Here is a 12,383-nt window from a genome sequence, read left to right as displayed (position 1 = left end):
AACTTTTTATCCAAAGAGGATATGGACCGTATTTTGGAACTCTTAAAAAAAATAGGATTTGTCATATATCATCCCAATGGCAACGGCTTCTCCATGACGCAAAGAAAACTCAGTTAGATATTCTAATTTATGAGCTGCCCAATGACCAAAGTCTAAAGGGCGTGAAGAACCAAATTCAAAAGGATCCCCTTTTGCGATATGTTCCATATGTAACTCAGCACAGCGGTGAACCAAATAAGCCATCGTTTCTAAATCTCTGTCTTTTAAAGATTGGGCGTGAGATTCGATCCAACCAAAAAAAACTTTGTCTTTGATAAGAGAAACTTTGATTGCTTCTGCCATTCCCGATCGCCAGTCCCTTTCTTCTAAACTTTCCAGAAATAACAGATCATTAAACACTGCGATAGGTGGTGCAAAAGTTCCTAGAAAGTTTTTTTTCCCTTGGAAGTTAATGCTATTTTTGACCCCAACTCCAGAATCGTTTTGAGAAAGGACTGTGGTAGGAATTCGAATCAATCGAATGCCGCGGTGAGATACTGCAGCCACATACCCAACTAAATCAAGGATTGCCCCTCCCCCAATCGTAATGATATAGGAATGGCGATCGATTCCATGAACATCCACAGCCTTCACTAAAGATTCCCAAAGTTGTGGACTATTTTTACACTCTTCGCCACCAGGTATAACCATTATATCACCCGTTAGTCGAACAAAAGGAATTAGTTCTTTAAAATAAGTTTGAATTTCAGAAACTAAATTTGGATAATGAGTAACTAAACCTTGGTCAAGAACCACCAAAACTTTTTTAGAATCCCCATCCTTCTTTTCGGAAGCCAAAAAATCAACTAAACAGGGATTTTTTAAATCAAAGAGACCTTTTGTAAATTGAACCGAATAACGGTATTGCACTTGAAACTGAGAAAAGAGAGGGGAAAACGAACTTTCAATCATAATCTAACACTAAGTAACAGAAAAGTATTTTGCCAAAACTAAAGAAAGAGGCAATAAACAAAGGATAAAAATGGATATAAAAATAAATCCAAAACTGGCAGCAAAGGAAGCATTCAAAATGATCAGTGAAATGACTCCCATCTTCACTGCTTTACCAATCAATGGACCAATCGGTTTCTGGAAGGCAAAAAAAAGAGGAGGAAGGATCACTCCAGAATGAAATAAAACAAACGGAAGAGTTAGAAAAAAATTTCCCAAATGATAAGAAATACTTAATTGTAAAACGAAGACAGTAAGATACAAAATACCAGCAAATACCAAAGGTTCTTTTTTCCCACCATGTACTTCGCCTCGACTAATCATTGTAATAGCGGCGATGTATAAAACAGGAAGGATCGCAAGAGAAAGTTGATCCAACTGTATTACTGTCGCAAGACTCATTCCAAGGATTAAATTACCTCCACGACACATTCCCATCACTATGGGACCAAAAATTGAATTGTGTTTCGCAAAACGGTTGTAAGTAAGCACCAATATTGTAATCGAAGCTGCAATCCATCCACTTTGTATTTGATACAAAAAGGCAAAGATCAAACCCAATCCTAGAAGAAAACTTCCAAACGCTAACGCAGATCTTGGCGATACCTTCCCACTCGGGATGGGACGTTCCGGTCTTTCGATTCGATCGATGGAGGAATCAAAATAATCGTTTAAAACTACCCCACCACCATACAAACAGAGGGTAGATAAAATTAAAAAGATAGGAGTAAAACCATTCCATAGAAAACCCACAATGGCCATACCAGCAAAAATGTCGGCTATGGCGGTTATAAGATTGGCGGGCCTAAGGAGTGTAAGATAGGCTTTTGTATTCATCTATTGAATCAGTAAGGAATTTTTATTGATTACTGGTTGTTGGCCACCACGAAGGATTGAGTTACCATGAAATTTTGCGTTAGGATCAGGTTGCGATTCTATTTCAAAGTCAGACACATCAATCTGGCCACTTTTCGCAAAAGCATCAATTGCATTCTGATAAGTGACCATTCGAATTACTTCCATAGGAATCCCTCTTTGTTTCATAAGGGCTGCTGTTTTGGGAATGGCAAGGGGATCTGAGATTCCCCAATCGGCACTTGAATTTACCATAATCCTTTCTGATCCATATTTTTCGACAACAGCAACCATCCTTTCATTTCCCATTTTCGTAAATGGGTATATAGTAAAGGCCGCCCAAAAACCTTGATCTAACACTGATTTCACGGTTTCTTCATTATTATGATCCACAACAACGAAAGAAGGATCAAGTCCATGTTCCAAAGCAATCGACATACTCCTTTCAGTTCCTCTTTTTTTATCGCGATGAGGTGTATGAATTTGAACAGGTAATTTTGCTTTTTTTGCAAGTTCCAATTGGAGGCGATAGTATTTTTCTTCTAAAGCGGTTTGATCGTCAAATCCAATCTCTCCAATACCCACAACACCTTCTTTGTAAGCAAATAATGGTAAAATTCCCATCACTTCTTCCGCAAGACGCTCGTTATTTGCTTCTCTGGAATTTAATCCCATGGTGCAATAATGTTTGATCCCGAATTGTGAGGATCGGAACCGTTCCCAACCAACAAGACTACTATAATAATCTTTAAAACTAGCAAGGCCCGTTCTCGGTTGTCCCACCCAAAAAGCAGGCTCTATGATAGCAACAATCCCTGCCTTTGCCATCATTTGGTAATCGTCGGTAGTTCTTGATACCATGTGGATATGCGGATCAAAAAACCTCATTCCTTGGATTAGATTTTGGTAGTCTTCCCATAATAAGTCGCGGTGAGTTGGTTCTTCTTCCGCGTGGATGGATTCAAAATGGGATGGGTTTTTTGAATGTTCGTTTGGATTTTGGCACATAAAAATTTTATTCGGGAATGGATTCTAATTTAGACCAATCCAAATCTCCATTTTGTATCGATAATTCTAATTCTGGATATTTTGATAACAAGGAACGCAATTGTGAATTCTTAGATTCAAAACAAACAAGTGCTGCCGCTTCCCTTTCTTCCTTTTCCTTAGATGCAAATAATAGAACAAGTTTCGGATAAATGGTTTCATCCGTAAATGAACCAAGGAGTCTCCAAACTTGTGCTGGCACCTTTCGTCCCGCAGCAAACCTTTCACTAATAAAATCAGTTATGGCGATGGATAGATCTTTGTTTTTACGCCTATCAAGCCCGTAAATCCAATGAATAGGTTTCCCATTAAAAATTGTTTTTAATACAAGTTGGTTCCATGCGTCTTCAGGAAAATAAAGTTCCGGATAGGGATTCTTTAGAGAAATAGCATCGAATACAAATCCCATATTGGAACGAACAGCATCAGTCGCTCGAGCCAACCATTCCCAAGGATAAGGAAGAAGTGGCAAAGCAGAATACAATGCAACCAATTCATTTAACTCGGCCGTATCGAAAAGTGTTTCTATATTTTTTATGAATTGTTCTTTGGGTTCGACGTTTAAATGTAGCAATAACCAAACACGCGATAACCGAACCAAATTCCATCCATCCACCTGAAATCCAGGCAAATGAGAAATGAATTCTCCATGGAAATGAGAATCATAAAAAACATTTTTTTTTGATAAAAAACGCGGTGCTGCCACAAAAGCTGTCATTAAATCTAAGGCATTTGATTGTGTCTGATCTTCTAACCATTTCCGTTCCGCATTTGTAGTCTGTTCAAACAGGAATTGAGTGAAATTTTTTGAAATGTTTTCCATAAGAAACTGATATTTGAAATCTTCTGGTGTATGCTTCACTTCGTAAATCAAATATTCTGATTCGAACGCCGAATCCCGAGCCAATAGATTTATTTTTAAAGATGGTTTTTAGAACAAATCTGATACGATAACTTGGATTACATCCACCTCCCGTTTTTGAAAATGGACAAACCAGAATATCGGGAATAGAAAAAAGGAGACTCTTTGAATATTAAGCCAGACCCTTTAGAAAACGCAGATGAAATTCAATCCAAAACAAAAGAATGGATATTGAAATCTGTCATTGGACTCAATCTTTGTCCTTTTGCAAAACCAACATTCCAATCAAATACAATCCGTTATGTGATAAGTGCAGCAGAAAACAAAAAAGATCTTTTATTTGAACTCGAAGTTGAATTAAAAAATCTAGTAACAACAGACCCACTAACTACCGAAACCACTCTTCTGATCCATCCTTTTGTTTTATCCGATTTTCTGGATCAAAATGATTTTTTAGATGATACGGATGTTTTACTTCAGCAAATGAATTTGGAAGGCTCAATCCAAATCGCAAATTTCCATCCCCAATTTCAATTTGCAGATAAAACTATAAACGACATAACTAATTTTGTAGGCAGATCCCCTTATCCTATATTGCATCTGTTACGTGAAGATAGCATTAGCCGAATTGTTGACTCTCATCCAAATATTGACAGTATTTTTGAAAACAACCGAAAAACATTACAGAAATTGGGGCATGAAGGATGGAAAAAGCTGGGCCTTTGATTTCCATATAGGTGATTGATTTGGCAATATATTTATAACGAGAAAAGACTAGGATTCCTACCAATTAGGAAATATAAGATTTGAATGTTGTAACATTTTGTATCCACTGGCTCAAACACAGGTGGTATCCAATGTATATATGCAATCATCGAATCATCATAGTCCTGGTTTCGCTAGGGCTTTTCCTATCACCCCTGGCATCCCAGTTAGAGGCACAGTTCATCGTACCTGCTAAAAAAGAAGTTCCTCCTGAAACAATTGTCGCTCCAGCCCCACCACCTCCTCCAGTGCAAGAAGTTCCCCAACAAGAAGAGCCCAAGGAATATGTAAGTCCACTTAAGGGCAATTTATCTGGAGAGTATTTAAAAAGCATTCAAGTTACCGCCAAACAAAGAAAGGCGATACAAGAAAATACAAACCTTTGGTTTGCAGACAGGTTCCGAGTTGGTTTTGGGATTCGACCCAAAGCGGACTCTCTTTACAACACTGATTTCGATAGGTCCACTCCCGATAATCGTAATACGGTAAGCAACCAAACTCAGTTTTACCTCATCGGAGATTTATCACCTAATATTGCGTTCAAACTTTCCTTTCAGGATGTTCGTTTGGCGGGAGGTGAGATTGTCAATGGTTCCTCCGATCAGAAACTGGCAGTGATCCCAAACTCAGGAAACCTTATCGATACCACAAAACAAAGAGAAGTTCCTCTCAATAACTATACAGGTTTTCGGGAAGCTTTTTTAGACTTAAAAACCACAAACCAAATGTTCCGTGTCCGTACCGGACGACAAATTTTGGATTATGGAGATGGTCGGATTTTAGGTTCAAGAAATGATAGTTTGAATGGTAACTCTTTTGATGCGGTTCGAACTACCATTACCATCCAAAAACAAAGTTTAGATTTTTTTGGTGCCATCATTGGATCGGAAAACAACTCCAACAGCATGATTTCCAATAACTCGACTAGGCTTGGGGGAACCGGTAATGCTTCATATTATGGTGCTCATTATGGGTTCAAACCATGGGAATGGTTAGGAATTGAACTCTACAACTTTACTCTTTATAAACAAAAATTAAAGGCTACCAATACAACTGCCAATTATGGATCTGATATCTATTACCGAGGACCAGACCAACTCAATACCTCTGGATTTCGCCTAACAAACAGAACTAAAAACAATATGATTACGAGCGAAACCGGCATAGACTGGATGGTCGAAGCTGCTTGGCAAACTGGATTTAATGGAGAAAGAGTCTCTCCCGATTGGCTGAACCAAACAGGAACATACACAACGGATAAAAAAACTGGTGAGGCTCCTCCGCTATCTTCGCCTGTTCGTTATAAGGCGAACATTGTTGCTGTCCAATTAGGATATACGCCCGTAAAAGAGTTCCGAATCGGTGTTCAATATGTCCAAGCTTCAGGTGATCCAAACCGAAACGACGGAAGTGTTGCCACCTACAATCCACTTTTTGCCACAAGAAGGATGGCTGGGGGCGGAATGCCATTCTCCGGGAACGGTAACTCTGGAATGGTTTTCTGGCAAAATATTAAAGATTACTCGGTCCACATCAAATATGAATCTTCTAAATGGGGAACTTTTATCTTAAATCCTCATTGGTATTACAAAGTAAAACTCCAAGACGGATATTACGATAACAATAATTACGTGGCAGGAAGTAAAGCCACAGGGGAAACTGCCTCGACCGAAGACTATTATAACACAGAAGCCTATAATCCAAACCGACCTAAACTAGGACGGCATGTCGCTACGGAAATTAACTTTATCTATATAGTCACACCATTTGACAATGTTTCGTTTTGGTTTGGCGCAAGTTCACTCTATGCCGGAGAAGCGATTCGAAATCAAAAAAATAATCCCTATGAAACAGACCCTTATCATAGATACGATTTAAAACCTAACTCTAGCTACTTTACAATACAAAGTGTGTTTGCAATCTAAATCTTTTTCTTTTCATTTCCCGTCACCAGAGTGAAATCAAACACTCTGGTTTTAAATTCGCAGTCTGTTTTCTTGAAGATTTTTGTTGACCGATATTCTAGAATCTTGATTTATAATATTGACCCTAAGGAATCAATATTCAAATGAGAACTTTCGTTATACTAACACTCACAATTATATTATCCAATTGCAGAATCAAGCCAGATATTTTACCTAATTCACCTAATCAGTCTTCAGCGATCGCATTCGAATTCGTAATACCTAAGATATTGATGGGATATTTTTATCCAGAGAGGGTTTTTTTAGTCAAACTTGATAAATCGAAAAACAATATTAGCGAATTAAAAATAATTGAAACAAACTATTTTTCACAGTCCCGCTATTACATTTTAAATATTGAACCAGGAGATTATGCTTTCGCAGGTGCTCATGTTCATGAGAAAGATCCACAGAGTAAAAAAGAGGCAAATATTTACTATGTATTGGATCGCCAAAATCTCGAGAAGTCTAAATTTACAGTCAAACCAAATCAAATCCTCGTTTTAGGTAAATATGTAGTAGAATTTAATAAAACAGCATTGGAATTTGATCCTGATATGGACAATGTAGGGGAATCGATTATCGGAAGCTTCAAAACAAGTACTACGGCAAAAATTGGCTCAGCAATTATCTCTGCAGTTCTAACGGGTGGAGCAAATCAGTCAGATAGTTCTGGTTATGCGGGATTTAAAGAAATAATTCAAACTCCTGAAATTATTGAAGAGATAAAAAAACAAACAAAACTAGATTTAGAAGAAACTCGATGGTCTTCTATTCCGGTCCATTAAAGTTTTGACCAACTTAAGTTCATTTGGCCGAATTACGAAATTTATCTAAATTGTCCAAAATCAAATTTAAACCAAATTCAAAGTCATGAAGTCCATTGTATCGCCCAGAAATAACTTCTTTGCTTAGGTCGGTTAAATGAGTATAGGGACTAGATTCTAACTGAGGCATAAACCCTTCCGCTTTTTTGGCATATTCACTTGGTTCTATAGGAAAATTCAATTCTTGTAATATAAATCCATAAATATGACAATCGATTGCATTGATGATATGGTCTGCTGCTTGTAATGAAAAACCTGCAGAGTGAAGACATCCAAGAGAAACATCAAAATAAGTTAACATAGCTTGCCCTACATTCATTCGAGAGACAAGAAGAAGAGTCACCCATGGGTGTAAAATCAGAACTTCTCTTGCAGATTTTGCCCTCTTTTTCATTTCCTTTTTCCAATCTCCACCTATCTTTGGTAAGCTGATCTTAGAGACGACAAGGTCTACCATTCCATCAAGAACTTCGTCTTTATTTTTGACATGATTATACAAAGACATTGCCTCAACACCCAAACTGGACGCCAAATTTCGCATAGACAATTCTTCCAGTCCAAACTTGTCTGCAAGTTGGATGGCAGCCTCTAGAACTAAATCTTTAGATAAGTTCTGACGTTTTTTTGACTTTTTAGGGAGTTTACTTGAAACTAACTTAGGTTTCTTTTTTTTATGCACGCCATCCCCTTCATAAACTTATATCACTAATTCATTTTTTTTCCATTATTTTATCTCCAAAATAAACAGAAATATATTTCCTTGACAAACTTACACTGTAAGTATTTTTAGTGTTTCAGGAGCCTAAGTCATTGAAAGTCATCACCGCAAGAAAATATGGAACCCCAGAAGTACTCCGTTTAGAAGAATGGGAAACACCTTTTCCAAAGAAAGATGAAATCAGAATCAAAATTCATAATACCTCTGTAAATTCGGCTGATTGGCGCATTCGTAAACCTGATCCCAAACTCGTTCGATTGTTTTTCGGAATCACCAAATTAAGGCAACCCATCCTCGGAGGATCCATCGCAGGTGTAGTCGATGCTGTGGGAGAAAACATTACCAAGTTTCAGGTGGGAGACAAAATTTTTGGATCCACGGGTTTACGAATGGGAGCATACGCCGAATCCATTTGTTTACCGGAATCATCGATCATCACTTTCCTTCCAAAAGAAATATCTTTTCAGGAAGGTGCTACCTTACCTTTTGGAAGTCTGACTGCACTTGATTTCATTCAGAAATGTAACTTAAAAAAAAATCAGACCATCATTATTTATGGTGCCTCCAGTTCTGTGGGCACTGCTGCCATCCAACTGGCAAAACATTTTGGAGCAGTGGTCACTGCTGTTTGCAGTAAAGGAAATTTCGAATTAGTCAAATCGATTGGTGCAGATTTAGTTATGGATTATGATGAGTTTCATTCTGAATCACATAATAATAATTATGATGTTGTATTTGAATGTGTTGGGAAATCTTCCATCCCATCTAACCTTCAACATCTTTCTAACGGCGGCACCTTAATATTAGTCGGTGCTTCCTTTAAAGATATGTTCCATGCGGCATGGATTTCATTGACTAGAAAAATCAATATCAAGTTTGGACCGATTGCGGAAACTTTAGAAAACTTAAATTTCTTAACTGAGCTCACAAAAAAAGGGGAATTTAAAGTAGTGATTGATAAGTCTTATCCTTTAGAAGAAATGGTGGAAGCTCATCGTTATGTGGAAGCGGGACACAAAAAAGGGAATGTAGTGATTGTTGTTGCCAACTAATTCAGATTTGGCGGATTTAACACAAAAAAGCCTACTACAAATTTCTGTGGTAGGCCATCCTTTATGGATTAATTTGTTTTTATTTGAACTTTTTTATTTTGTAGTACAGTATCCATAAAGGTTAGATCAGTATAGGATCGATCCACTTTACATACCTTTACGTTTGCTGCAGTAGAACAAGAAGCTGTACCTGATATTTTACATCCTTTTGCTTCACAGGCCTTCCTATCTTTTCCCCTGCATTGTTCACAGCCGTTGGTACTTCCGTTTCCACAGAGAAAACAATCTTCCGCTACCAAAGTGGTAGAAGCCAAAACAGTCATAAGCATAAAGCTAATCGTGACCAATGTTCTCATATCATCTCCTTCTTTACTGTTTCAAAAAAACAGAAAGAGAGTGAATTTTATACAAATGAAAAAAATTGACAAACTATATTTTCTTATTTCGGTATGGGAGGTAAGACATAAAATAGAATTGCAAAAAAATGGCAAAGACTTCCGCTTAAAACGAATAGATGCCAAATGGCATGGTTGAATGGCAACCGGTCCCAAAGGTAAAAGATGACTCCCACCGTATAACTGAGTCCACCTGCCACAAGCCATGAAATTCCCCCAACTCCAATCGCTGTTCGGATGTCTTTGACAACAAAAATGGCAAGCCATCCCATTAAAATATAAACTACCACTCTTGCTCCACTGTATTTTCCAGGAAACAACAACAGTAAAAGAACTCCGGCAAATGCAAGAATCCAAACAACAAGAAATAATGTCCAACCCCACTCGGAATGTTCCCGAAGACTAACAAGCGTAAATGGAGTATAAGTCCCTGCTATTAAAAGATAGATCGATGCATGGTCGATTACCTTGAAGATACGTTTTGTAGCCGTATGGTAGATTCCATGATAAAGAGTGGAAGCCAGATACAAAAGAATGAGTGTGGCCCCATAAATGGCGGAACTGACAATGTGCCAAACATTCCCATACAAAACAGCCATGGTCAATAGAATCGAAAGACCAGCAATGCTAAGGCCCCCTCCAATTCCATGAGTCACTGCATTGGCAATCTCATGGCCGATCGAATATTCATGAATGGTATCAATAAGTTCAGTTACTGTTGTATCCGGTTCCCGAGCTATCGGAAGGTTGGAATTTACTAAGGACTGTTTGGTTATTTTTTTGGGTTTGGATTTAAGACTTTGTTTGTTCAGCGGTTTTGTAACGCGAACTGATTTTTTTGCGGTTTTGGCTTTTGACTTTTTCGCTTTCATAAGATGATAGTAACACCAATCAAGATAGCATTCTTTTTATCCGTCAATCGAAAGAAATAATAAGGCTTTAAGTATGTGAAAAAGCAAGGAATGGATTAGAAAATATCTAAATTTCTTTTTTTAAAAAAATCCCTGCTGCGGCAGGGATCGAAGCGGAAATCCTTTGCACGGATGTGCAAAGATTGGAGCGGAGAGCCCGGTCGGATCATTGTTTAATTTATAATAAACGATCCAATGCGAGGCGCCCCAATCCTAAGAGATATTATTCGGAAGTTTTTTTACTCTTCTCGTCTTTTTTCTTTTTGGCTTCCTTTACTTTCTCTTTCATTGCTTCTTTTTTTTCTTCCCGTTTTTCCATACGAGCAGCTTTCATTTCTTCAAAAGTCACAGATCCATCGGCGTCTTTATCAAGTTCTGTAAAAAAACCATCATGGAATTTTTGCCATTCTTCCTTAGATACTTTGTTATCGCTGTTGGAATCCATTTTTTTGAAATGATCCCCTGCCATAACATTCTTTCCATGACCTTCGTGGTCGTGAGCAAAAACAGATGCCGTCAAAAAGAAAGCAACACTAGTAAGGATAGTTTGAATTTTTTTCATAAAAAAACCTCGGCTTTATATTAGAGAGATTTTTCTTTTCGTCAAGACCTTAGTTTAACATTTTTAGACAAAAGCAAAGCACAACGAAAAAGATAGAGGCAAATGATCAATCCCAGATCTTTATGTAAGGCAGGTTCTTCCCTTATAGTCGTCTTTTTTAGAATCATTTAGATTTTTGTATCCAAACTTTAGATAAATGTTTATTGTTTCTAAAGTCGATTTTGTGGATTAAAACCTTGAAACAAAAAATTTATATTACTTTAATATCCCTACTCCTTGTTGTTTGGGTTTCCTCTTTAGTGATGGCAAACCCTGTCAGTACGGAGGATTGTCCCACACCCATTTTCAATCATGAATGGGCAATTAGTATTTCTATCGATTCGGAATTTGATCAAAAGAAATTTTGCCAATTGGTAAGAGAGATAAAATCGGAAGAAAGTGAACTTCATTCTTTTGTAATTGAACGCCATGGAAAGCTAGTCACCGAAGTGTATAACACAAGAAAGGACAACCCATTGAACAAACGCTATGGGCTCAGATTACCTTTCGATGGAGAAACAACTTTTGATGTAAATACCTTACATGATGTTCGATCCGTCAGTAAATCAGTAACCTCTTTACTTTTTGGAATTGCAGTTGATAAAAAGATTATAGAAGGTTTGGACTTTTCTGTTTTGTCCTACTATCCAGAATTATTGATTCCCAGTGACGACCCAAGACATGAGATCACGTTAAAACATCTTCTAACAATGAGTAGTGGGCTAGATTGGGAAGAATGGAGGTATGGGTTTTTATTCAGTGATGAAACAAGGTTGGTCTGGAAAAAAGACATTCCTGATTTTGTTATGGATCGGGAAGTCCTTACAAAACCAGGAAGCAAATTCAAATACAATGGTGGAGGAACCTCTCTACTTTCGGATATACTGATCAAAAAAACAGGAAAATCACTGACTGTTTTGTCAAAGGAATGGTTGTTTGATCCCTTAGAAATCCAACACTTTGAATGGGTAGAAGATCAAAATGGAAGAGCTCTTGCCCACGCAGGCCTAAGACTAAAACCGAGGGATATGCTAAAACTAGGGAGACTTGTTCTCAATCAAGGGATTTGGAAAGGGAAACAAATTATCTCAAAACAATGGTTAGATGAATCATTTTTGCGACACATTGATTCCGGTGTTACCCTATTTAGAAAAGACGGAAAATCTTTAGGTTATGGATACCAGTGGTGGCTCGGAGAAACCGTTCTTGGTGACAGGAAAATTCCTTGGTCTTTGGCCCTTGGGAACGGCGCACAACTCATCTTTGTGATCCCCTCTTTGGATATGACGATAGTCACAACGGCCGGAGGGTATGGAAACCCAACTTCCATTCAAAAGACAATCGATTTAGTGGAAACCATCCTAACGACTGTAAAGTGAACTTTTCTCCATAAGGC

Annotated in this window: 13 protein-coding genes; 5 read left to right on the top strand and 8 right to left on the bottom strand. The window is 37.8% G+C overall.

Annotated elements, in window-relative coordinates; translation table 11 throughout:
- Positions 1–42 precede the first annotated feature (42 nt).
- Genes JWG40_RS08105 through JWG40_RS08090 form a run of 4 tightly spaced genes read right to left on the bottom strand, consistent with a single transcriptional unit; the run spans position 43 to position 3,715 of the window.
- Entirely contained in the window at positions 43–951 is a 909-nt protein-coding gene (locus JWG40_RS08105; RefSeq protein ID WP_232369263.1) for a 3-dehydroquinate synthase, read from the bottom strand.
- 9 nt (positions 952–960) lie between these two features.
- Positions 961–1,827, bottom strand: coding sequence for a UbiA-like protein EboC (eboC, locus tag JWG40_RS08100; RefSeq protein WP_205285332.1), 867 nt, complete (start codon positions 1,825–1,827; stop codon positions 961–963).
- Complete coding sequence (locus JWG40_RS08095; protein ID WP_205285331.1) at positions 1,828–2,853, bottom strand: TatD family hydrolase; 1,026 nt, start codon at positions 2,851–2,853, stop codon at positions 1,828–1,830. It lies immediately after the preceding gene.
- A gap of 7 nt (positions 2,854–2,860) precedes the next feature.
- Positions 2,861–3,715 carry an EboA domain-containing protein gene (locus tag JWG40_RS08090; RefSeq protein WP_205285335.1) on the bottom strand — a complete coding sequence of 285 codons (855 nt, stop codon included), beginning with the start codon at positions 3,713–3,715 and terminating at the stop codon, positions 2,861–2,863.
- Between the two features lie 204 nt (positions 3,716–3,919).
- Here JWG40_RS08090 and JWG40_RS08085 point away from each other — a divergent pair, with 204 nt between their 5' ends.
- The 3 genes from JWG40_RS08085 to JWG40_RS08075 all read left to right on the top strand — a co-directional run bounded on the left by JWG40_RS08085 (position 3,920) and on the right by JWG40_RS08075 (position 7,271).
- Positions 3,920–4,480 (top strand): DUF1415 domain-containing protein, encoded by a 561-nt coding sequence (locus JWG40_RS08085; protein ID WP_205285330.1) that lies wholly within the window; start codon positions 3,920–3,922, stop codon positions 4,478–4,480.
- 131 nt (positions 4,481–4,611) lie between these two features.
- Positions 4,612–6,444, top strand: coding sequence for an alginate export family protein (locus JWG40_RS08080; RefSeq protein ID WP_205285334.1), 1,833 nt, complete (start codon positions 4,612–4,614; stop codon positions 6,442–6,444).
- Positions 6,445–6,716: 272 nt separating this feature from the next.
- Positions 6,717–7,271 (top strand): hypothetical protein, encoded by a 555-nt coding sequence (locus JWG40_RS08075; protein WP_232369262.1) that lies wholly within the window; start codon positions 6,717–6,719, stop codon positions 7,269–7,271.
- Positions 7,272–7,290: 19 nt separating this feature from the next.
- On the opposite strand, the gene JWG40_RS08070 is transcribed toward JWG40_RS08075, so the two are convergent.
- Positions 7,291–7,989, bottom strand: coding sequence for a TetR/AcrR family transcriptional regulator (locus JWG40_RS08070; protein ID WP_205285328.1), 699 nt, complete (start codon positions 7,987–7,989; stop codon positions 7,291–7,293).
- Positions 7,990–8,120: 131 nt separating this feature from the next.
- Here JWG40_RS08070 and JWG40_RS08065 point away from each other — a divergent pair, with 131 nt between their 5' ends.
- On the top strand, positions 8,121–9,080 hold the full coding sequence (locus JWG40_RS08065; protein ID WP_205285327.1) for an NAD(P)-dependent alcohol dehydrogenase: 960 nt from the start codon (positions 8,121–8,123) through the stop codon (positions 9,078–9,080).
- Positions 9,081–9,148: 68 nt separating this feature from the next.
- On the opposite strand, the gene JWG40_RS08060 is transcribed toward JWG40_RS08065, so the two are convergent.
- The 3 genes from JWG40_RS08060 to JWG40_RS08050 all read right to left on the bottom strand — a co-directional run bounded on the left by JWG40_RS08060 (position 9,149) and on the right by JWG40_RS08050 (position 10,948).
- Positions 9,149–9,436 carry a hypothetical protein gene (locus tag JWG40_RS08060; protein WP_205285326.1) on the bottom strand — a complete coding sequence of 96 codons (288 nt, stop codon included), beginning with the start codon at positions 9,434–9,436 and terminating at the stop codon, positions 9,149–9,151.
- An 83-nt stretch (positions 9,437–9,519) separates the two neighbouring features.
- Positions 9,520–10,347: a PAQR family membrane homeostasis protein TrhA gene (gene trhA, locus JWG40_RS08055; protein ID WP_205285325.1), complete on the bottom strand. Its 828-nt coding sequence runs from the start codon at positions 10,345–10,347 to the stop codon at positions 9,520–9,522.
- A 262-nt stretch (positions 10,348–10,609) separates the two neighbouring features.
- Positions 10,610–10,948, bottom strand: coding sequence for an EF-hand domain-containing protein (locus tag JWG40_RS08050; RefSeq protein ID WP_205285324.1), 339 nt, complete (start codon positions 10,946–10,948; stop codon positions 10,610–10,612).
- A 236-nt stretch (positions 10,949–11,184) separates the two neighbouring features.
- On the opposite strand from JWG40_RS08050, the gene JWG40_RS08045 reads away from it, so the two are divergent.
- The gene (locus JWG40_RS08045; protein WP_232369261.1) at positions 11,185–12,366 is read left to right on the top strand and encodes a serine hydrolase domain-containing protein; all 1,182 of its coding nucleotides are present in this window, start codon (positions 11,185–11,187) and stop codon (positions 12,364–12,366) included.
- Positions 12,367–12,383: the final 17 nt, after the last annotated feature.

It is taken from the genome of Leptospira abararensis, from assembly GCF_016918735.1.
Lineage (GTDB): Bacteria > Spirochaetota > Leptospiria > Leptospirales > Leptospiraceae > Leptospira_A > Leptospira_A abararensis.
Note: the sequence above shows the minus strand (reverse complement) of the source record. Positions and strands in the feature narration are given on the sequence as shown.

Coding starts and splice junctions, on each gene's coding strand:
- JWG40_RS08050 (WP_205285324.1), bottom strand. CDS start 10,948: ATGAAAAAAATTCAAACTATCCTTACTAGTGTTGCTTTCTTTTTGACG.
- JWG40_RS08090 (WP_205285335.1), bottom strand. CDS start 3,715: ATGGAAAACATTTCAAAAAATTTCACTCAATTCCTGTTTGAACAGACT.
- JWG40_RS08105 (WP_232369263.1), bottom strand. CDS start 951: ATGATTGAAAGTTCGTTTTCCCCTCTCTTTTCTCAGTTTCAAGTGCAA.
- JWG40_RS08080 (WP_205285334.1), top strand. CDS start 4,612: ATGTATATATGCAATCATCGAATCATCATAGTCCTGGTTTCGCTAGGG.
- eboC (WP_205285332.1), bottom strand. CDS start 1,827: ATGAATACAAAAGCCTATCTTACACTCCTTAGGCCCGCCAATCTTATA.
- JWG40_RS08075 (WP_232369262.1), top strand. CDS start 6,717: ATGGGATATTTTTATCCAGAGAGGGTTTTTTTAGTCAAACTTGATAAA.
- JWG40_RS08095 (WP_205285331.1), bottom strand. CDS start 2,853: ATGTGCCAAAATCCAAACGAACATTCAAAAAACCCATCCCATTTTGAA.
- trhA (WP_205285325.1), bottom strand. CDS start 10,347: ATGAAAGCGAAAAAGTCAAAAGCCAAAACCGCAAAAAAATCAGTTCGC.
- JWG40_RS08060 (WP_205285326.1), bottom strand. CDS start 9,436: ATGAGAACATTGGTCACGATTAGCTTTATGCTTATGACTGTTTTGGCT.